Origin of the sequence: aff. Roholtiella sp. LEGE 12411 (assembly GCF_015206995.1) — a bacterium.
Taxonomy (GTDB): domain Bacteria; phylum Cyanobacteriota; class Cyanobacteriia; order Cyanobacteriales; family Nostocaceae; genus Komarekiella.
In genome coordinates this window covers 1-20,567 of record NZ_JADEXR010000080.1, presented here as the reverse complement: position 1 = coordinate 20,567, position 20,567 = coordinate 1, and the positions used below count along the sequence as shown (strand labels likewise).

General features: G+C 40.4%; 21 protein-coding genes and 2 pseudogenes. 7 read left to right on the top strand and 16 right to left on the bottom strand.

Going from position 1 to position 20,567, the window contains the following annotated elements; translation table 11 throughout:
- Nucleotides 1–264: 264 nt before the first annotated feature.
- Entirely contained in the window at nucleotides 265–468 is a 204-nt protein-coding gene (locus IQ246_RS17710) for a hypothetical protein (protein ID WP_194004664.1), read from the bottom strand.
- A 333-nt stretch (nucleotides 469–801) separates the two neighbouring features.
- Between IQ246_RS17710 and IQ246_RS17705 the strand changes: the two genes are divergently transcribed.
- Entirely contained in the window at nucleotides 802–2,709 is a 1,908-nt protein-coding gene (locus IQ246_RS17705) for an acetate--CoA ligase family protein (protein WP_194004663.1), read from the top strand.
- A gap of 75 nt (nucleotides 2,710–2,784) precedes the next feature.
- Here IQ246_RS17705 and IQ246_RS17700 read toward each other — a convergent pair whose 3' ends face one another.
- From IQ246_RS17700 to IQ246_RS17670, 7 genes and pseudogenes are all read right to left on the bottom strand, one after another.
- Nucleotides 2,785–3,828 (bottom strand): 3-deoxy-7-phosphoheptulonate synthase, encoded by a 1,044-nt coding sequence (locus tag IQ246_RS17700; protein WP_194004662.1) that lies wholly within the window; start codon nucleotides 3,826–3,828, stop codon nucleotides 2,785–2,787.
- 169 nt (nucleotides 3,829–3,997) lie between these two features.
- Nucleotides 3,998–5,656, bottom strand: a complete 1,659-nt coding sequence (locus IQ246_RS17695) for an alpha-amylase family glycosyl hydrolase (RefSeq protein WP_194004661.1) — start codon at nucleotides 5,654–5,656, stop codon at nucleotides 3,998–4,000.
- Between the two features lie 345 nt (nucleotides 5,657–6,001).
- Nucleotides 6,002–6,379: a DUF1823 family protein gene (locus tag IQ246_RS17690; RefSeq protein WP_194004660.1), complete on the bottom strand. Its 378-nt coding sequence runs from the start codon at nucleotides 6,377–6,379 to the stop codon at nucleotides 6,002–6,004.
- A gap of 56 nt (nucleotides 6,380–6,435) precedes the next feature.
- A pseudogene (locus IQ246_RS17685) lies at nucleotides 6,436–6,609 on the bottom strand (glutathione S-transferase family protein); the annotation flags it as partial.
- A gap of 91 nt (nucleotides 6,610–6,700) precedes the next feature.
- A complete protein-coding gene (gatC, locus tag IQ246_RS17680) occupies nucleotides 6,701–6,991 on the bottom strand; it encodes an Asp-tRNA(Asn)/Glu-tRNA(Gln) amidotransferase subunit GatC (protein WP_194004659.1) in 291 nt (96 codons plus the stop codon).
- Nucleotides 6,992–7,171: 180 nt separating this feature from the next.
- Nucleotides 7,172–7,693 (bottom strand): photosystem I assembly protein Ycf3, encoded by a 522-nt coding sequence (locus IQ246_RS17675; protein ID WP_194004658.1) that lies wholly within the window; start codon nucleotides 7,691–7,693, stop codon nucleotides 7,172–7,174.
- Between the two features lie 227 nt (nucleotides 7,694–7,920).
- Complete coding sequence (locus IQ246_RS17670) at nucleotides 7,921–8,598, bottom strand: SOS response-associated peptidase (protein WP_194004657.1); 678 nt, start codon at nucleotides 8,596–8,598, stop codon at nucleotides 7,921–7,923.
- A 200-nt stretch (nucleotides 8,599–8,798) separates the two neighbouring features.
- On the opposite strand from IQ246_RS17670, the gene IQ246_RS17665 reads away from it, so the two are divergent.
- Complete coding sequence (locus IQ246_RS17665) at nucleotides 8,799–9,410, top strand: glutathione S-transferase family protein (RefSeq protein ID WP_194004656.1); 612 nt, start codon at nucleotides 8,799–8,801, stop codon at nucleotides 9,408–9,410.
- 102 nt (nucleotides 9,411–9,512) lie between these two features.
- Here IQ246_RS17665 and IQ246_RS17660 read toward each other — a convergent pair whose 3' ends face one another.
- The 4 genes and pseudogenes from IQ246_RS17660 to IQ246_RS17645 all read right to left on the bottom strand — a co-directional run bounded on the left by IQ246_RS17660 (nucleotide 9,513) and on the right by IQ246_RS17645 (nucleotide 11,525).
- Entirely contained in the window at nucleotides 9,513–9,746 is a 234-nt protein-coding gene (locus IQ246_RS17660) for a DUF167 domain-containing protein (protein ID WP_194004655.1), read from the bottom strand.
- Nucleotides 9,724–9,969 (bottom strand): annotated as a pseudogene (locus tag IQ246_RS17655) (DUF2809 domain-containing protein); the annotation flags it as partial. The gene IQ246_RS17660 and the pseudogene IQ246_RS17655, both read right to left, overlap by 23 nt.
- A 251-nt stretch (nucleotides 9,970–10,220) precedes the next feature.
- The gene (locus IQ246_RS17650; protein ID WP_194004654.1) at nucleotides 10,221–10,766 is read right to left on the bottom strand and encodes a DUF2231 domain-containing protein; all 546 of its coding nucleotides are present in this window, start codon (nucleotides 10,764–10,766) and stop codon (nucleotides 10,221–10,223) included.
- 18 nt (nucleotides 10,767–10,784) lie between these two features.
- Nucleotides 10,785–11,525 carry a DUF2993 domain-containing protein gene (locus tag IQ246_RS17645; protein ID WP_194004653.1) on the bottom strand — a complete coding sequence of 247 codons (741 nt, stop codon included), beginning with the start codon at nucleotides 11,523–11,525 and terminating at the stop codon, nucleotides 10,785–10,787.
- Nucleotides 11,526–11,783: 258 nt separating this feature from the next.
- Between IQ246_RS17645 and IQ246_RS17640 the strand changes: the two genes are divergently transcribed.
- Entirely contained in the window at nucleotides 11,784–12,836 is a 1,053-nt protein-coding gene (locus IQ246_RS17640) for a hemerythrin domain-containing protein (RefSeq protein ID WP_194004652.1), read from the top strand.
- 176 nt (nucleotides 12,837–13,012) lie between these two features.
- Here IQ246_RS17640 and aroA read toward each other — a convergent pair whose 3' ends face one another.
- A complete protein-coding gene (aroA, locus tag IQ246_RS17635) occupies nucleotides 13,013–14,362 on the bottom strand; it encodes a 3-phosphoshikimate 1-carboxyvinyltransferase (RefSeq protein ID WP_194004651.1) in 1,350 nt (449 codons plus the stop codon).
- Nucleotides 14,363–14,862: 500 nt separating this feature from the next.
- Here aroA and IQ246_RS17630 point away from each other — a divergent pair, with 500 nt between their 5' ends.
- On the top strand, nucleotides 14,863–15,375 hold the full coding sequence (locus tag IQ246_RS17630; RefSeq protein WP_194004650.1) for a hypothetical protein: 513 nt from the start codon (nucleotides 14,863–14,865) through the stop codon (nucleotides 15,373–15,375).
- A 57-nt stretch (nucleotides 15,376–15,432) separates the two neighbouring features.
- Here IQ246_RS17630 and IQ246_RS17625 read toward each other — a convergent pair whose 3' ends face one another.
- The gene (locus IQ246_RS17625; protein ID WP_194004649.1) at nucleotides 15,433–16,014 is read right to left on the bottom strand and encodes a thioredoxin family protein; all 582 of its coding nucleotides are present in this window, start codon (nucleotides 16,012–16,014) and stop codon (nucleotides 15,433–15,435) included.
- A gap of 144 nt (nucleotides 16,015–16,158) precedes the next feature.
- The gene (locus IQ246_RS17620) at nucleotides 16,159–16,374 is read right to left on the bottom strand and encodes a chlorophyll a/b-binding protein (protein ID WP_194004648.1); all 216 of its coding nucleotides are present in this window, start codon (nucleotides 16,372–16,374) and stop codon (nucleotides 16,159–16,161) included.
- A 192-nt stretch (nucleotides 16,375–16,566) separates the two neighbouring features.
- On the opposite strand from IQ246_RS17620, the gene IQ246_RS17615 reads away from it, so the two are divergent.
- Both IQ246_RS17615 and IQ246_RS17610 read left to right on the top strand, forming a co-directional pair.
- A complete protein-coding gene (locus IQ246_RS17615) occupies nucleotides 16,567–18,060 on the top strand; it encodes a thymidylate synthase (RefSeq protein WP_194004647.1) in 1,494 nt (497 codons plus the stop codon).
- Between the two features lie 135 nt (nucleotides 18,061–18,195).
- On the top strand, nucleotides 18,196–18,768 hold the full coding sequence (locus tag IQ246_RS17610; protein ID WP_194004646.1) for a dCMP deaminase family protein: 573 nt from the start codon (nucleotides 18,196–18,198) through the stop codon (nucleotides 18,766–18,768).
- A gap of 20 nt (nucleotides 18,769–18,788) precedes the next feature.
- Here IQ246_RS17610 and IQ246_RS17605 read toward each other — a convergent pair whose 3' ends face one another.
- Nucleotides 18,789–19,325 carry a P-loop NTPase family protein gene (locus tag IQ246_RS17605; protein ID WP_194004645.1) on the bottom strand — a complete coding sequence of 179 codons (537 nt, stop codon included), beginning with the start codon at nucleotides 19,323–19,325 and terminating at the stop codon, nucleotides 18,789–18,791.
- Between the two features lie 378 nt (nucleotides 19,326–19,703).
- Here IQ246_RS17605 and rph point away from each other — a divergent pair, with 378 nt between their 5' ends.
- Nucleotides 19,704–20,450: a ribonuclease PH gene (gene rph, locus IQ246_RS17600; RefSeq protein ID WP_194004644.1), complete on the top strand. Its 747-nt coding sequence runs from the start codon at nucleotides 19,704–19,706 to the stop codon at nucleotides 20,448–20,450.
- Nucleotides 20,451–20,567 lie beyond the last annotated feature (117 nt).

The window sequence follows — 20,567 nt, the reverse complement described above, 5'->3', positions numbered from 1 at the left end:
ATAAAAATCATCGCTTCCTTAAAAAATAATTTTTATGTGGAAAATTTAAATTACTCATTCAATAGCCTCTAGAGCTATTATCTAGAGGCATTGTTCATCTTATTAGGAATTGCAAGTTATAGATTCATTATGCAACATTTGAAGAATTTATAATAGATGCTGCACAATTTATGAGTGGCAAAATAACAATCAAAGCTGAATTTTTGTATTAATTCTAGTTGACTGCTATTGAATATTTAAAGCTACATATCTCACTTATAGACTTTAGTGAATACTATTTCTGTAAAGTAAGTTAGTTAAGAACAAGTAAGCTTGATCTAGTGGAAGATGCCTTGGTTTCCCCTGGTAGACAATTTGATACTCATTGAATTCTGGCCCATCTCCATGCCCAGAAATTAGCCTGCGGTGAAAAGCTTCTTCAGCAAGTTGTCGAATTTCATATCTTAGACCAGCTTGTGTGCTATTCATAATTTGCTGTACTTTTAATAGCCTGATTATTATTTATACAAAATTTCAAGGAGTCTTGCACCTCTCAAAGGTTATATCTTTGCTCACTCCTAATGGTTTTATACAGACTGATATTTATTTTTTACTAAGTAATAGAGGTTTAATTATGCCTTGAGATAGTTGAAAATGCTGAGGATTAGGGTTATGTTAAGGCGGGTTAAGTTAAGGCTGAGAAAATCATGGCTTTGCCATCGCTGCCCAAAAAACAATGTGAATCAATCTGCAATTATTAAGTCTGATTAACCGTAACTCAGAGTCTACATTTCAGGGTGTTTAGCCAAAGGTTTAGAATCAATGGTTCAACAAAAAAGCGATGCAGTCCGTATTAATGCTCGAAAATCTGATGTATTTGATATTTTCAACTTCAAGCATTACATTGGGCCCAACTTTTATTTGGATACAGGGGCGCTAGTATTTGATTTTGCTCTAACTGAGTATAGAGAGCCTCTGCCCCTTGAGGATTATATTTCAATTATTAGCGATCGCTATCCACTCTTAGGCGAGCAAACCTACGAATCTCATGCTCATCTGTTTGCCCAAGTTGTTTCAGAAGTGGGAAAACTGGACATGGATTTGCACCTCAACCATTGGAGTGTCAAGCCATATCCAGATTTCGTGCGGATTGGCGTCCAATCACTGTATGAACGTACCACTAGAGAGGTTGTCTACTTTGTTTGGGATTGGTTTGAAACCATTAGCCAAAAAGAAGACTTTCTTTTTGACGAACAGCTGGTGAGGCTTCAAAGACGATTCCGACAATCTGTCTACGGCGGCCCCACTGTTTACGCCTTATTGCGAACAGCCTACGAAAAAGGTATTCCCACCTTTTATTTATGGGAAGAAGGACTGATGCAATACGGCTTTGGCAAAAAACATGTCCGGGGGGTAGCAACAACATTTAACTGTGATAGTCATCTAGATTCGGAGTTCACCACCCGCAAAGATGACTGTAAGGCATTCTTAAAAACTTTGGGTTTCCCAGTACCTAAAGGTGATATCGTTGTTTCTGAGAAGAAAGCCTTAGGGGTAGCAAAAGAAATTGGCTACCCAGTAGCAGTTAAGCCTGTAGTCGGTCATAAAGGAATTGGCGTAACTGCTGATGTGCAAGATGCACAAGAGCTGGTATCTGCTTACAATAGGGCACTTGCAGCAATTCCAGAAGAACAGTCAACGCTGATAATTGTCGAAAAAAGCATTCCCGGAGCAGATTTTCGGTTGTTGTGTGTCAATGGTAAATTCGTCGCCGCTACCGAACGCCGTCCAGCATCGGTTGTTGGTGATGGTAATTCAACCATTGAAGAGTTAATTTGGCAAGAAAACCGAAAACCTGGACGTTTGGATACACCCACCTCGCCTATGAGTAAGATTCAACGTGATGAGGCGATGCAACTCTATCTAGAAGAACAAGGTTTATCACTGGACAGCGTTATTAAGAAAGACCGCACCGTTTACCTTCGCAAAGTTGCTAATCTTTCAGCTGGAGGTATGAGCATCAATGCTACAGATACAGTTCACCACGACAATATCATTTTGGCGCAAGATATTGCCCAACACTTTGAGCTAACTTGTCTCGGTATTGATGTTATTACCAAAAGTCTCGCAGAATCTTGGAAAACCAGTAACTTTGCGATTTTGGAAATCAATGCTGCACCTGGCATTTTGATGCATCTTAAACCGGCGGTTGGTGAAAGTGTTGATGTACCTTCTCATATATTAGAAACATTTTTTGAGTCGGGTACGGATGCCAGAATACCGATTATCACCTTTAATAAAATCTCAGTGGAGGAGCTGCAAGAAACAATTGATCATATTCTTTTACAACATCCTGACTGGACAATAGGCGCTATTTGTCGTGACGCAGTTTTTGTGAATCGGTCTAAAAAAGTATTCGGTAAAGATTACAATAGCAACGTCCAAATTTTGCTCCGTAATCCAAAACTTGATTTACTGATTGCCGAGTACAATGAAGATGTCCTAAAAGAAGAAGGTATGTTTTACCAGAATAGTAATATGGTTGTTCTGGATAATCCTACCGAAACTGAGATGATGCTAGTGCGGGATGTCTTCAACGATTCTACTGTGGTGATTAGAAAAGAAAACGACATTTCTATCCGTCGCAAAGGGTTGATTGAAGACTACACCTTGGGAGAAGACGAGCCATTCACACGGGTTTATTTGAAAGAAACTGGGACGATTTTGTAATTTTCTAAACGCAGAGGTTAAACGCAGAGGTACACAGAGTTATTTCTCTATGCTACTCTGCGTTTAAACGGTTAATTACTTAAGTCTTTCGTGGGCAGCCAAAATAATTTTTTCAGTTTCTTCCCAGTTAATACATTTGTCTGTTACAGAAACACCATATTTTAATTCTTCTCTTTTATCAATAATTGGTTGATTTCCTTCATATAAGTTTGATTCCAACATCATTCCAACTATTGATGTATTACCATCTACTATTTGTTGAATAACATTTTCCAATACTTGAGATTGTAATCTGTAATCTTTATTTGTATTGCCGTGGCTACAGTCAATAACAATTCTTGGCGATAAATTTCCTTGTTTTAATTTTTCTTCTACCAGTTTGATATTTGCTGCATCAAAATTGGGCTGATTACCGCCTCTTAAAATTACATGTCCGTAAGCATTGCCTCTAGTTTTAAATACGCTTACTTGTCCGTTTTGATTAATTCCGAGAAAATTGTGAGGACTCCTAGCCGATTGCAGAGCATTTAAAGCTACTTGAATATTACCATCAGTACCATTTTTAAAACCCACAGGCATTGAAAGTCCGCTTGCCATTTCGCGATGAGTTTGTGATTCAGTTGTTCGTGCCCCAATGGCAGACCATGTAATTAATTCACTAATGTACTGTGGTATTATCGGATCTAATGCTTCTGTGCCAGCGGGTAATCCCAATTCCGTAATTTTTAATAATAGGCTACGGGCAATTAATAGACCATTCTCTACATGGAAAGAGTCATCCATATCTGGATCATTAATCAAACCTTTCCATCCTACAGTTGTTCTAGGTTTTTCAAAGTATACCCTCATAATTAAGAGCAGCTTATCCTTGACTTTCTCCGCCAAATATTTCAGCCTCTCGGAATATTCTATCGCTGCATTTGGATCATGGATTGAGCATGGCCCAACAACTATAAATTTTCGGCGGTCTTGAAAATCTAGTATATGTTCTATTTCTTGTCTATAGTTTAAAACTGTTTGTTCTGCTAATTGTGTTAAAGGTAATTTTGATTTAACTTCATTAGGAGTTAATAAAACATGGTCATTATCAATATTAGTATTAAATAACTTGTTATGCATGGCGCAGTCCTGATAATTTGTGCCATTCTATTTTAAACAAAAATGTAATATAGAATTATAAAATTTTTTCAAAGCAACTATTTTGTCTATTTTATAAAACTTAGATTCCCGACTTAAATAATAAGTCGGGAATCTGGAATGGAATGGAATCTAGAATCTTGTCAACTAACTAATGCCACACAAACACTTTAGCTTCATAAGGCCCTAAGTCTGTCAGGATACCATCATCACCAGCTTCAACATCATAATCACCTGTCCATTCGTGCCATGTGCCACTACTAGGAAAGTTAGGAACGTGATAACCACCAAGGAAATTTTCTGAGAAATTGGTTACAACAACAACACGAGAACCTTCATCATTCCAGCGGCTATAAGCTAGTACCTTTGTCTCTGGATTTTCGTGGATGAAATCGATATTTTCTGTGTAGAGAGCATGATTGTTTTTACGCAGGTTGGTTAAGCCTTTGTAGTATTCAAACAAGCCACGATTTAGGTCATTACCCAACAGTGTCCAATCGATTTTAGCTGACTCTGGAGTTTTGGGTTTATACTCGCCAAACTCTTCACCCATCCAAATCAAAGGCACTCCGACTGCTGTCATGAGAATTGCTGCTCCTAATTTAGTTCGCCTAAAAGCATCTTCGTCAAAAATCTCACGGTTTCCCATTTCAACCATAACGTGGTTGTGGTCATGGTTAGTTAAATAATTTACCACATTTGTGGCACCCATGAAGCCTTGACGCTTGCAGTCAATGACATCTTTGAGGCGCTCTAAATCAAATGTATCGCCGCAGATATGCTCTAGAATGCAGTGATAGAAGCTGTCATGCCAGCAACCATCCATTGGCCCATCTACATTGGTGATGCTAGTAGTTTCTGGAATATGTTCAGCAACATTGTAAAAAGGCTTCATGCTAGCAGTATTTTTTGCTTCTTGAACAATCCAGTGCATGAAGTCGTAGTTGGCAATTTGTCGTGCCGCATCATAACGGATACCATCTATGTGATATTCTCCAACCCAAAAACGGATCGTATCACCGATAAATTTACGCGCAGGATAAGTGTCTAATTTATCGTCGTAATGCTCGTAATTAAATTCAGGCCCCCAGTTATTATCAGGGTCACGTGGCTCATGGTGATACCAATAATCATGGTCTATTTGTGTTAAAGGACTGCCGGCTTCTGAGTGGTTATAAATACCGTCAATAATGACGCGAATACCTCGGTTATGACACTCATCAATCAGCTGCTTTAACTCAGCAGTAGAACCATAACTAGATTCTGTTGCAAAGAAGTGACGGGGGTTATAACCCCAGCTATAATCGCCAGGATATTCTTTGAGTGGCATCAATTCAATAGCGTTAATTCCTAATTCAGTCAGGTGATCTAATTTTTCAATAACGTGCTTATACTTCCCTCTGGCATGAGGGTCATCTTCACCACCAGAAAAGTCAGCTACGTGTAGTTCATATATAACTAATTCATGGTCAGCTGGGAGAGGTTTGTCATCATGCTGCCAAACATAAGTATCAACGATACGTTGTCCATCTTTAATTCGCACAATACCGTTATCTTTTCCAGTTGATTCATCAATATCGGTTGCATAAGGATCTGTAACATCAACCCACTGTTCTGGCTCAAAAAACCATGAATTGGACTGAACACGGAATTTATATTGATAAGTACCGTCTTCTAGTTGAACAGTTGTACGAAAATAACCATCATCACCTTTTTCCATTTGGATGTCTTGCCAATCGGAAAAAGAACCTATTAATGAGGCTTCTTTATTGTATGGTGCAAATAAATTAAATTCAATTGGCTTTGCCATGGAAGTGTTAGGAATATAAAATCTTAATAGCAGTATTCTCCGATGATAAATCAAATTTGAAAATCAATCGACAGAAATAATTAAATAGTAATTTCCTCTATCTTTAGGAATAAATTATGAGTTTATTCTGGATATTTTTTTGCTTTTAACTGTATTTATGGTGTTTTTCATGTGAGCAAAATACAGATTTATTAGAATTTTGTGTCTTATCTACAAGAATAAATGCAAAAGTACATTGTATATAGTTGCAAAAAGTTATTTAAAAAATCAAGAGATAATTGTTAATAGTTAAAACAGCAAATATTGTCAAAAGTTTGTATATTTTGCAATATCTGCTGTTTCAAATTATTCAGTTTTAGTGTTAGTTTGTTGCAGATAACTTAATAACCAATTTGCTGCTGTTGCCCTGCGGGTTTGCCGAGGGCCAAATTCGCCAATCTTGTAACCTTTGAAACCTAGGTTTTGCTTCAATATTTGTTTGTTTTCTGAAGGAATGGAGCGAGTTAACTTGACTATTGCAGGGCGACTATCAATAAAATCTGGCGGTTGTGGGTATTCATCGTGCCATTCGGGAGCAACTTCGCTTGTATCCCATCTTTCAGTTGATGAGTCGTAGCGATAGCCTAAATAATGCCATACCAACTGGTTAACTGTGGCATCATCAAGTTTCTCTTCAAGAATTGCCCAAATGGTTTCTGTATTGAGTGGTGGCAGGTTAGACATAAGAATTAAGAATTCAAAAACTGTCAGTTGGTTTGCTGGCGATCGCTAACTAAGTTACCATTGACCGTATCAGGAATGCTGCCTGGTTCATCGGTGAATTCCCAGCTGTTTTGATCAATTTCGGCAGCAACTACTGGTAAACCAATGACATCTTCTAGTCCTTTTAATTGGCGGATAATTGCGGTGCGACAAGCCGAGGAAATATACAAATGATAGCGCCCTGACTCAGCCAAGGATTCCTAAACCCATAGTTATCTCCTTCATCAAGAGTCAAGAGTCAAGAGTCAATCAATGGTCAATATTTAGACTTTGGACTATTGGCTACTCAGCGTTGAGAATTTTTGGTACTTTGAAAAATTCGCCCTCTTGTTCAGGCGCACTGTTAAGAATGGCTTCCCGGTCAGAATATGGTTGTAACTCATCTTCTCGCGTCACATTACTAACATCAATAGCTCGCGTTGTCGGAGTGACATTACTGACATCAAGTTCATTCATTTGTTGAACATAGTCTAGAATATTTCCTAATTGAGAAGTAAATTGCTCCTCTTCTTCTGGCGTCAATTCTAAACGAGCGAGATTGGCTACTTTGCGAACTTGTTCACGGTCGATCATGGTTTAGTAAAAAGTCAATGGTCAATGGTCAAAGGTCAATGGTCAATGGTCAAAGGTCAATGGTCAAAGGTCAAAGGTCAAAGGTCAATGGTCAATGGTCAATGGTCAATGGTCAGTAGTTAATTTAATAACTCTTGACTCTTGACTCCTGACTCTTGACTCTTGACTCTTGACTCTTGACTAAAAGAATACGTCAATTTGCGATCGCCCAGTGGTTTTCAACCAGTTTTGAGCTTCGATGTAGTTATTGGGAGCCATGCGAATAGCTCTAATCCAATAGTCTGCTGCTTGATCAAATAGTGCTTCGCCGCTGTCGTTATCCCCAGCTTCTTTAGCTCTTTCGCCTTGGTAGTGGTAAATTACGGCGATGTTATTCAAGGCTTGGGGTAAACGTGGGTTTAGCTCAATTGCCTGATGATACAACTCTAAAGCTTTACTGTGATCGCCGTTACTGGCATAAATTAGCCCCATATTGTAAAGAATATAGCCGCGATCGTTGGTATCTTCCTCTAGTGTTAGAGCTTCTTCATAGTATTCCAATGCTTCAGCATATTCTCCCTCTGCCTGGGCCGACATGCCATCTCGGTAATACACAAATGCTTCTTTAGCTTTTTTATTTGCTGGCAATATCTTCAAGATGATATCTGCCATCACTGTAAAGGATTTGTCAACAAAGTTATCGTTTTTTTGCGTTCTTGGCATATTCACCTCTACGGTTTTGCAGCTATTTGGAGGATGGGGACTGGGTATTGGGTACTGACGAAGGGAATAAATTACAGGTTACAGATTGACCTCTTTCCGGTTTAAAGACACGGGGATTCTAAGAAGCACGGTATTTGCGGCGCTGTGCGCCTGTTCCTCCGTAGCTTTCAAACTCCCGTCTGTTTCTTGTAAAGATTCTCCTAGTCCATAGTATACAGTCCCAGACCCTAGTCCCCGCTAATGGGCATGACGCATTCTGGACTATTGTGTCGCGGGTTGTTCACTAAGGTGCTAACTGGGTAGACAGTCATTGCTGGCGCTGGATAAGGACGCAATAGCTGCTGTAGTGGTTGGGGGGTTTGCACTTGGGGATTTAGCCATAAATCGTAATCTTGCGGCTCTAAGATCACTGGCATCCGATCGTGGATGGGTTGCAGTAGTTCGTTAGCGGCCGTTGTCAAAATTGTACAAGAAGTTATTTCCTCATTGGAAGACGACTGCCAAGTTTCCCACAAACCCGCAAAGGCAAAAGGTTGTCCATCTTGAAGACGAAAATAAAACGGCTGCTTCTTGCCTTGTTGTCTTTGCCACTCATAAAAGCCATCAGCTAGTACTAAACAGCGTCGGTGCTTGAAAGCTGACCGAAAAGAGGGTTTTTCGGCAGCAGTTTCTGCCCTAGCATTGATCAGTTTCGCCCCTATTCCTAAATCTTTGGCCCATGAGGGAATTAATCCCCAACGTAACTGCTGAAATTCTCGCTTGTCACGATCAATTTTATGTAACACTGTTGCCACCATTTGCGTAGGTGCAATGTTATATTTGGCTGCTAAATCCAGAACCTGCTGAACATGGAAAATATGGGCTAAAGCCTCTGCTGGCTGGTTTAAAGTAAATCTTCCACACATACTTTTATTCTCGACTACTGACTAAGATTAAACATCTAAATACTAGAAAAAAATAATACTTTTTTTATTTCTGCGAACAATTATGCATTGCACTCAGAAACTAAAAATATCAAAAAATATCCGGTTTTTTGAGAAACATTTGGTAAAATATTGTATTTTGAGCTGTCAATTATCAACATATTCCTCACTATACTTTTGGCATGGAAACGCTACGTTTGTACGATTTTTTACCTTCAGGCAATGGTTATAAGATACGTCTTTTATTGACACAACTAGGTATGCCCTTTGAGAGGGTAGAGGTTAACATCTTGAAAGGCGAGACTAGAACACCGGAATTTTTAAGTAAAAATCCTAACGGTAAGATACCAACTTTGGAAATTGAGTCAGGGAAATACTTAGCTGAATCAAATGCCATCTTGGTATATCTAAGCGAATGCACAGAATTTTTACCTTATGACCGCTTTTCGCGATCGCAGGTGCTGCAATGGTTGTTTTTTGAGCAATCTAGCCATGAACCGTTTATTGCTACATCAAGATTTTGGATTTCAATTTTAGGTAAAGCTGAAGAATATCGTGAAGCCATAGAGCAAAAACGTAAACCTGGTTATGCAGCACTTAGCTTGATGGAAAATCATTTAACCTCTCATACTTTTTTTGTGGGAGAGCGTTACACTATTGCTGATATTGCGTTGTTTGCTTATACTCATGTAGCTGATGAAGGTGGGTTTGATTTGACACAATTTCCTGCTATTCAAGCTTGGATAGAACGCGTCAAAACTCAGCCGAGATATATCAGTATTATACAAGAGTAAAAATTCTGCTTTACAAGTCTTTGGCTTGTCTTCCCTGGCGTTATCAAGGAATACATCGAATGAAGCTATTCACAACCAAACAGTAAAGTAACAATAAAATAATTAACACTCAGTATCAGTGTTAATTTCAATCAATTTTTGCCGATAAGATAAACCAGTCTTAATTCTGATACGGGATTTGGACACATCAAATTTTTCGGCTAGTAGTTTAATTAACTCTTCATTAGCCTTGCCATCTACTGGGGGCGATTTTAAATACACAATTAGACTGCCATCAGGTTGTTCTTCAATTTTTTGCTGCTTTGAATGAGGTTTAACTTTGACTTTTTTTTGCATAACTAATTCTTTGTAATTGCCGCAGCCACAACCAACCTAAAACACAACCCAATGCATAATAAGGAAAATCCCACCAAACAAAGGTAGTACCAAGTAACCATTTACCTATTAAGGTGGCACGAATTTCCTCTAATAGTCGCGGATGCCAAAGTTGCAAGAATTCTAGTATACAGGTGATGACAAAAACCCATAAAGGAATTTGGATTACTGCTGCCCTACTTCTTTTGGAAGAAACACCGGGCGATTGGAAATCGCGGCTACACAAACAAAGTCCGCCGATGCGGACTCTCTCAAACCCGCCCAGGCGGGTTTAGTTTGTATAGCCCCAGACTTCTAGTCTGTTCGCGTAGCGTGCGCCTTAGCGCAGGGCGATCTGCCAAAACGGGATACCCCCGGAAATCTTAGCCTTTCTACTGCCAGTTTCTCAATAATTCGCAATATTAGGATGTTAATTGAGAATTACGAATTATTCCGTTATGGATATCTTCTGCTACCAGCACCTACTACACCAATTTTGTGCCGATAGGAGAGTTCCGCACCAAACCAGCCGGAAAGGCTAACTAGTGTACCGACAATGAGCGAGATTAACAGTCCCCAAGGTAATATGCGTGACTCAGCATCACCCCAACGGAGGAGGAAGTTGATGAGTGTCAAGACTAAAAGAGAAACGTTAAGAATCAAATGCGCCCAGCCGGCGCTACGCTTGCGGACTCGCTCAATTTGCAAAAAGTCACTCATGCCTATTATTGCTGCTAAAATGCCTCCAGCTAATCCGAGTCCGATTAACCACAATGAAGCCCTAGCCCAGAAAAAATCACGAGTTAACCAATAACCAAAGTCGCTTCCTAAAGCAGCGGCAAGAAAGGCTATGGGAAAGATTACACTTAGGGGGTGTAAAGGATGGCCAGCGATCGCAACTGTACTGGGTACACCACTATCACGATACTCACTGTCGTTACTTTCAATAACTGGTGGGATATTTGGAAAAGGTGTAGTAGAAGTTGTTTCTGTAGTTTCCATTAGCTTAGTATCCTAATTTTAAGCGGTAGGTATTTGTTCAACGTGAGCTTCAGCTTGTAGCGTTAGTTTGCCTGTTTCTACTTCTAGTTGTTTAACTCGCAGGCTCATTCCTTCTAAATCAAAGTTACTCAAATTCAAAATTTCGCTTGTTTGCTCTATCAAAGCTTTTGTCAGTTCTGGAGATATCTCCTCACCTTGGCCATACTCGACATTTTCCAAAGAAACTGTTTGTCCGTTAGGGCTAACACGGGGTACGGCTGAAAAGTCAACTTGCTGGATTTCGCCAGTTTCTTTTATTAGGATGCTGGCATTCAGTGCTATTTTCCCCTCACCAGGTAAGCGAAAATCTACGTGTTGAAGTTGAATAGCGACTGGTTTCCCATTAACGTTTATTTTTTGACTTTGCAGTTGTGAACGCACGTAGTCAGAGTTAAAGGCGCGATTGATATCATTTTCGATTAGCACAACACGTGTGCTGGCTTCAGTAGGTTTAGTCAGTTCAATTTTCCCAAAAGCAACACTCAAAGGATTGATGGCAACACTGTCCATTTGCATTTCCATTTCTTCCATGCGGAGGTCTTTCTGGATTACTAAACCTTCGCCTAATATGGTGACTGCATCTACCTGTCCCTGAACTAGTTTGAGTGGGTGGGTTTTGACATTTACATCTAAATTTTCTACTTCATCTAACTGACTAGATAAACCTATTTCTGCTGCCTTATTTAGCGCTTGCTCTTCTATTCCAGAACTTTCTGGCATGATTAATTTATCTCCTATTTAAACGTCCATGAGTCAATCTATAAAACTAATATTAAAAATTTATCTATCTGAGGATGGAGTACAGATTATATAGTTGTATATCTAAAAGTAGAAGTGGATAAAGAATCAGAATAAAATTGGATTTTCTATCTAGAGATGCGAAACTTAATCGCTCAAAAGAAAGATGAAATATACCTAATCTATATGCCAACCTTGTATTAGTAATAAATACGAACACTTGACCGAGGATAACATCAGATGGTAGCTACTTTAGATGATACCAAGCGCAATGCGATCGCCATTAAATTGGCAAGTATGAAAGCAGTTCAACAGTTGATCATTGAAAACGAACAACTACTTTTGAAACAAGGACTCGATACCGAAATCGCTGAGCGCATCCGGGATTTTCTCAAGGATGACGAAAAAAATCTGGGAATTCTGGAAACTGTAATCGGTCAGTATGGTATTCAGGCTGAACCAAAACAAACCATTCAACAAATGATTGAAACTGTTCGGAAATTCTTCCAAGGTTCCGAATTAAGCTTGTACGAAAAAGTATTTCAGCATGAGTTGTTAAAGCATCAACAAGCAATGACAGGTGTGATAATTCACAAGGCAGCACAGAAAGTTGGTGCTGACGTGATGCTGGCGATTGGGCCTTTGAATACTGTTAACTTTGAGAACCGCGCTCACCAAGAACAACTCAAAGGTGTTCTAGAAATTTTGGGTGTCCGCGAACTAACTGGACAAGATGCAGACCAAGGAATTTGGGCACGCGTCCAAGATGCAATGGCAGCAGTTAGCGGTGTGGTAGGTAGTGCTGTTACCCAAAGCAGTGACAAAAAAGACATGAATATCCAGGATGCTATCCGCCTGGATCATGGTAAGGTAAATACCCTGTTTACTGAGCTACTGCAAAGCAACAATCCACAAAAGATTCAAGAGTATTTTGGTCAAATTTTCAAGGATCTAACTGTCCACGCTGAAGCTGAAGAGGAAGTTGTCTACCCAAGAGTACGTCCTTTTTATGGTCAAGACAACACTCAAGAGTTGTTTGATGAACAAGCTGAAATGAAGCGGGTGTTAGAAGAAATTAAGGCTCTCAGCCCTTCTTCATCTCAATTCAAAGATAAAGTTAGACAATTGATGGAAGCTGTTGGCGATCATATTCGTCAAGAAGAAAGCACAATGTTTGCTGCTATTCGCAACAACTTAAGCTCAGACCAAAGTGAGCAACTAGCTACTCAATTCAAAGCTGCTAAAACCCGGATTCAAGAAAAATTGGGCGTTGTCAGCGAATCGAAGATGTAATTAAAAGATAGACAAATGCAAAATCTCGCGTCTTTGTATTAGTCTGACTTCTAAATCTAATTTAGTAGAGACGTTGCATTGCAACGTCTCTACATGGTCTATCTGTCACACTTTTGACATGAAAAGACGCGATTAATCGCGTCTTTTATTTTGAATCAATTTACTGAAAACAGTATTTAATTACAGACTTGTTGCAGCGTAGTATTAAAATTAGGGTAAGAAATAGCAGCAGCTTCTGCACGGTGAATAGTAGTAATTCCAGTAGCAACCAAAGCAGCGATCGCTAAACTCATGGCAATGCGATGATCTGTATGGCTATCTACCTCAGTACCCACTAAAGGTGTACCACCAGTAATTTCCATCCCATCAGATAATTCGGTCACTTTTGCTCCCATTTTATTGAGTTGTTGAGCCATTACAGTAATGCGATCGCTTTCTTTAACCCGCAACTCAGCTGCATCACGAATAATTGTTGTTCCTTCGGCAAACACGGCTGCAACTGCCAAAATTGGAATTTCATCAATTAATCTAGGTATGATATCCCCAGCAATGGTGCAGCTTTGTAAACGACTAGAACGCACGCGTAAATCAGCTACTGGTTCACCAGCAACTTCTCGCTGATTTTCCAGTTGGATATCTGCTCCCATGAGAGCTAAAGCTTCCAAAATCCCCGTGCGACTGGGATTAACGCCCACATTCTCTACTACTAGTTCGGAGCCGGGTACAATTGCCCCAGCCACTAACCAAAACGCAGCTGAACTGATATCACCTGGTACAATTACTGATTGTCCATGCAGTTGAGCAGGGCCAGTAATAGTAACGCTGTTAGTTTCTGACTCGATGCTCAGTTCTGCTCCAAAGGCCCTCAGCATCCGTTCGCTGTGATCGCGGGAAAGAGCGGGTTCAGTAACAGTAGTTTGTCCCTCAGTCATTAAACCCGCAAGCAAGATGCAGGATTTAACTTGAGCTGAGGCGATGGGGGAGTAGTAGTGAGTGGGTTTGAGGGCTTGTCCTTGAATTGCCAGTGGTGCTAAAGAATTGCCTTTGCGTCCCCAAATTTGGGCCCCCATTTGTTGCAAAGGTTTAACTACGCGAGACATGGGACGCGATCGCAAAGAACCATCACCAGTTACAGTAAAAAAACGCCCCGGATGAGACGCCAAAATTCCCAGCATTAATCGCAGCGTTGTGCCAGAGTTGCCAGCATTCAACACGTCAATTGGTTCCTGCAAATTCCCCAGACCAATCCCTTTAACCCGTACCAATTCCGTATTGAGTTCCGAAATTTCTGCACCCATAGCTTGAAAACAGCTAGCAGTGCTACGGGGGTCTTCTCCTAAGAGCAGACCTTGAATTTGAGTTTCACCTTGGGCTAGAGCGCCCAACATCAGCGCCCGGTGGGAGATAGATTTATCCCCAGGGACTCGGATAGAACCCTGTAAGGATAGTCCAAAAGAGGGGCGCTGAATTATTAACTTATGAGAAAGGTCTTTTTGAGTTTCTACGGTTATAACAGAAGCCGACATTTAGGATACACTGGCTTTTAAATACACCGGAAGTTCATAAGTGACTTAAATTTGCCACTGCTGATCACTTCCTGCCTAGTATCCTATCGCTTTTTGCTGTATGAAATTTACTCAGATCGTACAAAAGTAATAATTCCCACAGCTAGAGTTATTGGCTTCTTAAGTGTTCTCACGCTATACTTATCCACCCTCCTCTAACCTGCGGTAAGTCCCCTTAATAAAGGTTTCTTAGCATTTACAATAATTAATATTTTTGTCTTAGAGTGATTAACAACAATACTTACAAGTTTTACTCTCGCATCTGCTCTCTCTACAAAAAGCGCCGTTTTTGCTGTCTAAAGCCACATACTATCTTTTTGTACTCTGATTTGTCTAGCTTAATAAATCAGCAGTTTCAGTTAATATTAAGCATGTTTTACTATTTTAGTTGTTTACCTTGACTTGCTAGATTCTTGGTGTTCATTTCACTTGTTCAATAGCTTTTAGCCCTTATCGCTCCCATGCTGACCCATCACCGCAAGCCCGTGTGCTTATCACTTATTTCCACTGACTTACCAGTCTGGTCTGTTATGGAAACTGCCGGGACATTGTATCAAAAAGATACTGATCGGTTCCATCTACTAATGACTGCACCGCCCTTAATTAGTTGCGAAGTAGCGAGTTTCCTAAGTTCAGAAGATACGCTTCCCCAAACAAAGAGCAACGCCTACGCTCCCGCCAGCCCCAGGATTTTGTGGCTGGAGATTTCGCCTTATCGGGTAATCATGACTATGCAAGGTAACGCTCAAGTAAGTTATCGTCATTTCTGGGAACACGGCGTTTATGGCATTAGCCGTTTTTGGTTACCCGCTGAGTCATTGCAACCTAACTATCCCATCCGTTTACGCAATTTTACTAGTAGCCTATCTCTCACTGGACACCCATTGCCAGAACATTTGCGGGTGGAATACGAGTTGTGGGCAGAAAAAGTCCAATTGGGACACTACGTCCTTAATTTGGAAATTAAGCACTGATATCTTAGAGATTAGGGACTGGGATAAATAATTAATACCCACCAGTCCCAATCCTTTTCAACCAAAATAACTTGGTTGATTCCCAGGTTTCCATTTAATATTGCAACCAACACTTGGCTTTTGCTCATCTGTAACAGGTTTATCGGCTAGTACCGCTTCAATAGCTGCGCGTAAATCTTCGCCTGTTACAGGTTTTCCATTACTAGGACGACTATCATCTAATTGTCCCCGATAAACAAGTTTGCGATCGCCATCAAATACAAAAAAATCTGGTGTGCAAGCTGCTGTGTAAGCCTTGGCCGTTTCCTGGCTCTCGTCATAGCAGATGGTAAAAGTAAACCCTTGTTCTGTCGCAAATGCTTTTAACGACTCTGGCGCATCATCTGGATAATTCTTGGCATCATTTGCACTGATGGCAACGATCGCTATATCTTTTGTAAAATAATCTTTTCCTAACTGCGCTAATTCTTTTTGTACGTGCTTTACAAAGGGGCAATGGCGACAAATGAACATTACCAACAGTACTTTTTTCTCTGCAAAGGTGGAAAGGGAAGTTCCCTTCCCAGATACTACTTCTGGTAGATGAAAATCTGGTGCTTTAGTGCCTAGTGGCAGCATAGTTGAAGCAGTTAAAGCCATATTTTACCCGTTTTTTTCCCTGAGAACGGCTCTTGTTATCAGTATATTTTAACTCTAGCATTAAATTTTCAATAAAATTAGAGACGAGATTTCTCGTCTCTTAATATTTTCTCAGGGTTGCTCTACAAAAACTCAAATTATTTGTTACAAACTTCCCAGAAGACCAAGGATACCGTGTCCTGTCAGCACTTCCAATGCCATCAGAGAGACAAAACCAATCATTGCTAAACGACCGTTGAGTAGTTCTGCATAGGTAGTAAAGCCTGTGCGATCGCCTTGCTCATCTACATAAATCTTTGGCTCGATCGCAAAGTTGTTCAGTTTACCCTGGTCGTCAATGATAGCAGTGCTTGTACGCATAGAAATTTCCTCGTCTTCTCTGTTATGTAAACAAGTGTAACGAATTTATTAATTTTTGTAAAGTAAACTAAGAACTAAGCTTACATACCAAAGGTGTGGTCTAACTTGTTAAACTTTTCTTAACAATTTGCTCGACTGGCAACAGATGTAGTGGTATGTTAGCCTAGCTAGTTTTTTAAGTTTTAGCCAACCATGACAGTAGCGGGTAAGGCAATCAAATTCGAGTACAAAGCACTGCATAAGCCTAATCAGCTGATCTATGGCAATGGGCAAACAGCAGTGATTACAGGGTGGACAGTCAAGCAGGCGATCGCTAAACATCTGCAACCGCAAGAGTATGCTGTAATTGGGCAGTTGTACTCGCCCACAAGAGGGATAAACTTACTGATTCGCAATCTACTATTTAATCCCCACGTCCGCTTTTTGGTTGTTCTCAACGCTTCTAAGGAAGACAAGAATGCAGGTGCATGTGAGTGCTTGCTGGACTTTTTCCGCAATGGTGTTGAAGAAAGTTTAAGCGATACTGGCCGCAGAGCCTGGAGGATTCGTTCTGCTATTCCTGGTTATATAGATATTGAAATTGATATTGATACCTTAGAAAAACTGCGGCATTCTGTAGAGTATAAAGAAGTAAAATCAATTGCTGAAGCAGTTAATCTAGTTAAATCTTATGCTCAACGTGAAATACAGAAGCCCTGGGGTTTGCGGCTAGAATTTCCTATGTCTACCGTTGAACCAACTGTTTTACCAGGAACACGTTACGGACACAGAATAGAAGGTAAAACTATAGCTGAAACGTGGATCAAAATCATTCATCGGATTAAGACAACAGGGACAATTAGACCAACTGGCTATGATGGACAATGGCAAGAACTAATTGATTTAATGGCAGTTATTACTGATGAACCTGCTGATTTCTACTTTCCTGAACCGAACTATTTACCAGTTGACCGCCCCTTTATTGAAGAATATATTTCACAAATTTTAGATGATGCACCCTACCGAGAAGGGTTGAAATATACTTATGGTCAGCGTTTACGTTCTTGGTTTGAGCGCGACCAAATTGAGCAAGTAATTCAGAAATTAATAAAAGAAATTGATGCTGCTAGTGCAGTAATGAATCTATGGGATGTAAAAGACCACGAGAAAGGTGGTAGCCCCTGTCTTAATCACATTTGGTTGAGAGTTGTTGATAATGAGTTATCACTAACTGCAACTCTTAGAAGCAATGATATGTTTGCCGCATGGCCTGCAAATGCTATGGGCTTAATAGCTCTACAACGACATATTAGGGATGAAATTGCTAAGCATTCTGAATATAAATTGAAAATGGGGCCGCTAATTACTATCAGTCAGAGCGCTCATATATATGATGATACCTGGGACAATGCAGAGAGGCTAATTGCAAATCAATACGCTGCAATTTTGAACCAGCGTAGCTATTATGATCCCTCCGGTAATTTTTTAATTGAAGTCGATGGCAAAGAAATAGTTATTTCTCATACAACCGCTGGTAGTGGTGAGGTGATTAAGTCTTATCGTGGGAAAAACCCACTCAACTTATTAAGAGAGATTTGTGCTACTTCTCCAGCAATTCAGCCTGAACATACTGGTTATCTAGGTATCGAACTGCAAAAAGCTAGTAACTGTATTAAAAGTTGCCACCCTTATATTCAGGATCAGTAAGCAAAAAAACTGTAAACCATACAATTAGCAAACAGTGCTTACATTAACATTGGCGACATAACAATAACTTGTAATTTGTAATACACTAGAACCTAGCTTAAAAATACGTATAGTAAAGTTTGAAATTTACAGATTATGCAAGATATTTCTCCAGTCGAAGAACGCCACCAAAGACCAACATGGGATGAATACTTTCTGATGTTGGCCAAACTTGCAGCTACTCGCTCAACATGTTTAGCCTTTCCAGTAGGTGCTGTGATTGTGAAAAACAAGCAGGTTGTAGCAACAGGTTACAATGGCTCACCATCAGGTTCAGCCCACTGTACTGCTCAGGGCTACTGCTATCCAGGGCTAAATAGCTGCGATGCTAGTAAAACTTTACCATCAAGGGCTGTACACGCAGAAGCAAATGCGATCGCCCAAGCAGCAAAGCATGGAACCTCAACTTATGGCGCAAGTATTTACATCACTCTAGAACCTTGTGTGTCTTGTTTGAAATTAATTATCTCCGCAGGGATTCAGGAGGTGTTCTATGAAACTTCTTTCACCAGTGGAGAGAAAGCCTTGGTGAGAGATACCTTTGTCAATGAAGGTTTAGTTATCCTTAAGCAGATTGAGTTATCTGAAGCAACGACACAACAAGCTGCTCAGTTTCTCCTCAACCCGACATCTGTTGCTAGAACAGTAGGGTGTGTCCACGAAGTTTAAAACTCAAATCCTAGGATGGTTTAGGGTCGATGACTGCGGCGAATTTCTGTAATTTGATCTGCGACATCGAGGAGGGATTTCGGCATTTCAGGGCCTGTGAGAATGATATCAACATGGGGAGGGCGTTTTGTCAGAAATGCTAAAACTTCTGTTTCGGGAATTAAACCAAAGTTAATCGCTAAACTTAACTCATCTAAGACTACGAGAGAATACTTACTTTCGCCTACTACCTGTTGTGTATATTGCCATAATTTTTGTAGGGATTGGTTCTCTGTATCGTCTAAATGCGGTGTATCAATACAACGAGGTAAATCACAGCGAATCCAATCTAAATTTTGTCCCAACTGTATGGGTCGCTCCTGTCCTTGACGAATGCCTCCCTTGAGGAATTGTACTATTAACACTGGTGTGCCCTGACCGGCAATTCTCAATGATTGAGCCATAACACTTGTAAAAAAGTTACGGTGAGAGCTTGTAAAAACTTGCACTAAGCCTTCAACTGGATATGGTGAAGTAAGGATCGAATTTACACTTTGGGTTTCTAATTGGGCAACCATAGAATTAAGTTAAAAAAGTCACAATAAATTAAAACAAATTAACTAGAAATATTTGTTACGAATCTACCTGTATAATCAATTTATTTTCTACAGGCGTAGTGTATTTAGCAAATTGCCTTCTTAGTCAAACACTAGGTTTGTGCTAAAGTCAAGAGTCATTTCGATTTACTTTATCGTTGTTTTTCTAAATTTAATTGTAAAAATTAGAACATACAAAGGTAGGTCAATTCCTTAGAAATCTCTGAACCCTTGAAGTTCCTGCCTACTTCATACTTGATGCTGAATTCTTTAACTGGATGCTGACCCTACGATACAGCACTCAGATGATTTACAACACTAAGGTAACCTTAAGGCAGTATTCTATTTGAGGCAACTACAATGGCTTGGCAGCGTCCAGACGGTCGTTTTCCCTGCGAACTCCGTCCAATTAGTTTTTACCCTAGTTTCACTCGCTTTGCTCCCGGTTCCGTTCTGATAAAATGCGGGGATACTCAAGTACTTTGTACCGTTAGCGTTACTCCAGGAGTTCCCAAGTTTCTTGAAGGGACTGGTAAAGGCTGGCTAACTGCTGAGTACCGAATGCTACCATCAGCTACTCAAAAACGGCAAGAAAGGGAATTATTGAAATTATCTGGACGGACGCAAGAAATTCAACGCTTAATTGGACGCAGTTTAAGAGCAGCAGTGGATTTTGAGGTGCTGGGAGAACGTACGTTAACCATAGATGCTGATGTATTGCAAGCAGATGCTGGAACTAGGACAACAGCGATTACAGGCTCTTTTGTGGCGTTAGCTCATGCGGTTTCTCAATTGTTGCAGCAAGGAGTGTTAGAGCGATCGCCCCTATGCGGACAGGTGGCAGCGGTTTCTGTAGGATTATTACAGGGAGAGCCATTTTTAGATCTTAATTATACCGAAGACGTAGCTGCAACAGTAGATTTCAATGTAGTGATGAATCAACACCTGGAGATTATTGAAGTCCAAGGAACAGCCGAGGAAGGTAGCTTTAGCCGCGCTCAGCTCAATCAACTACTTGATTCTGCCCAAAAAGGAATTCAGCAATTGTTAAGCGCTCAACGCGAAGCGATCGCCGATTGGGAAACGCTATTTCTAGGGGATTGGTGACTGGGGATTGGTGACTGGGGATTGGGCATTGGGCATTGGGCATTGGGCATTGGGCATTGGGCATTGGGCATTGGGCATTGGGCATTGGGCATTGGGCATTGGGCATTGGGAATCGGG

Bases quoted from the DNA above. Each gene is read 5' to 3' on its own strand.
- IQ246_RS17710 (WP_194004664.1), bottom strand. From the start codon at position 468: ATGAATAGCACACAAGCTGGTCTAAGATATGAAATTCGACAACTTGCT.
- IQ246_RS17705 (WP_194004663.1), top strand. From the start codon at position 802: ATGGTTCAACAAAAAAGCGATGCAGTCCGTATTAATGCTCGAAAATCT.
- IQ246_RS17700 (WP_194004662.1), bottom strand. From the start codon at position 3,828: ATGCATAACAAGTTATTTAATACTAATATTGATAATGACCATGTTTTA.
- IQ246_RS17695 (WP_194004661.1), bottom strand. From the start codon at position 5,656: ATGGCAAAGCCAATTGAATTTAATTTATTTGCACCATACAATAAAGAA.
- IQ246_RS17690 (WP_194004660.1), bottom strand. From the start codon at position 6,379: ATGTCTAACCTGCCACCACTCAATACAGAAACCATTTGGGCAATTCTT.
- gatC (WP_194004659.1), bottom strand. From the start codon at position 6,991: ATGATCGACCGTGAACAAGTTCGCAAAGTAGCCAATCTCGCTCGTTTA.
- IQ246_RS17675 (WP_194004658.1), bottom strand. From the start codon at position 7,693: ATGCCAAGAACGCAAAAAAACGATAACTTTGTTGACAAATCCTTTACA.
- IQ246_RS17670 (WP_194004657.1), bottom strand. From the start codon at position 8,598: ATGTGTGGAAGATTTACTTTAAACCAGCCAGCAGAGGCTTTAGCCCAT.
- IQ246_RS17665 (WP_194004656.1), top strand. From the start codon at position 8,799: ATGGAAACGCTACGTTTGTACGATTTTTTACCTTCAGGCAATGGTTAT.
- IQ246_RS17660 (WP_194004655.1), bottom strand. From the start codon at position 9,746: ATGCAAAAAAAAGTCAAAGTTAAACCTCATTCAAAGCAGCAAAAAATT.
- IQ246_RS17650 (WP_194004654.1), bottom strand. From the start codon at position 10,766: ATGGAAACTACAGAAACAACTTCTACTACACCTTTTCCAAATATCCCA.
- IQ246_RS17645 (WP_194004653.1), bottom strand. From the start codon at position 11,525: ATGCCAGAAAGTTCTGGAATAGAAGAGCAAGCGCTAAATAAGGCAGCA.
- IQ246_RS17640 (WP_194004652.1), top strand. From the start codon at position 11,784: ATGGTAGCTACTTTAGATGATACCAAGCGCAATGCGATCGCCATTAAA.
- aroA (WP_194004651.1), bottom strand. From the start codon at position 14,362: ATGTCGGCTTCTGTTATAACCGTAGAAACTCAAAAAGACCTTTCTCAT.
- IQ246_RS17630 (WP_194004650.1), top strand. From the start codon at position 14,863: ATGCTGACCCATCACCGCAAGCCCGTGTGCTTATCACTTATTTCCACT.
- IQ246_RS17625 (WP_194004649.1), bottom strand. From the start codon at position 16,014: ATGGCTTTAACTGCTTCAACTATGCTGCCACTAGGCACTAAAGCACCA.
- IQ246_RS17620 (WP_194004648.1), bottom strand. From the start codon at position 16,374: ATGCGTACAAGCACTGCTATCATTGACGACCAGGGTAAACTGAACAAC.
- IQ246_RS17615 (WP_194004647.1), top strand. From the start codon at position 16,567: ATGACAGTAGCGGGTAAGGCAATCAAATTCGAGTACAAAGCACTGCAT.
- IQ246_RS17610 (WP_194004646.1), top strand. From the start codon at position 18,196: ATGCAAGATATTTCTCCAGTCGAAGAACGCCACCAAAGACCAACATGG.
- IQ246_RS17605 (WP_194004645.1), bottom strand. From the start codon at position 19,325: ATGGTTGCCCAATTAGAAACCCAAAGTGTAAATTCGATCCTTACTTCA.
- rph (WP_194004644.1), top strand. From the start codon at position 19,704: ATGGCTTGGCAGCGTCCAGACGGTCGTTTTCCCTGCGAACTCCGTCCA.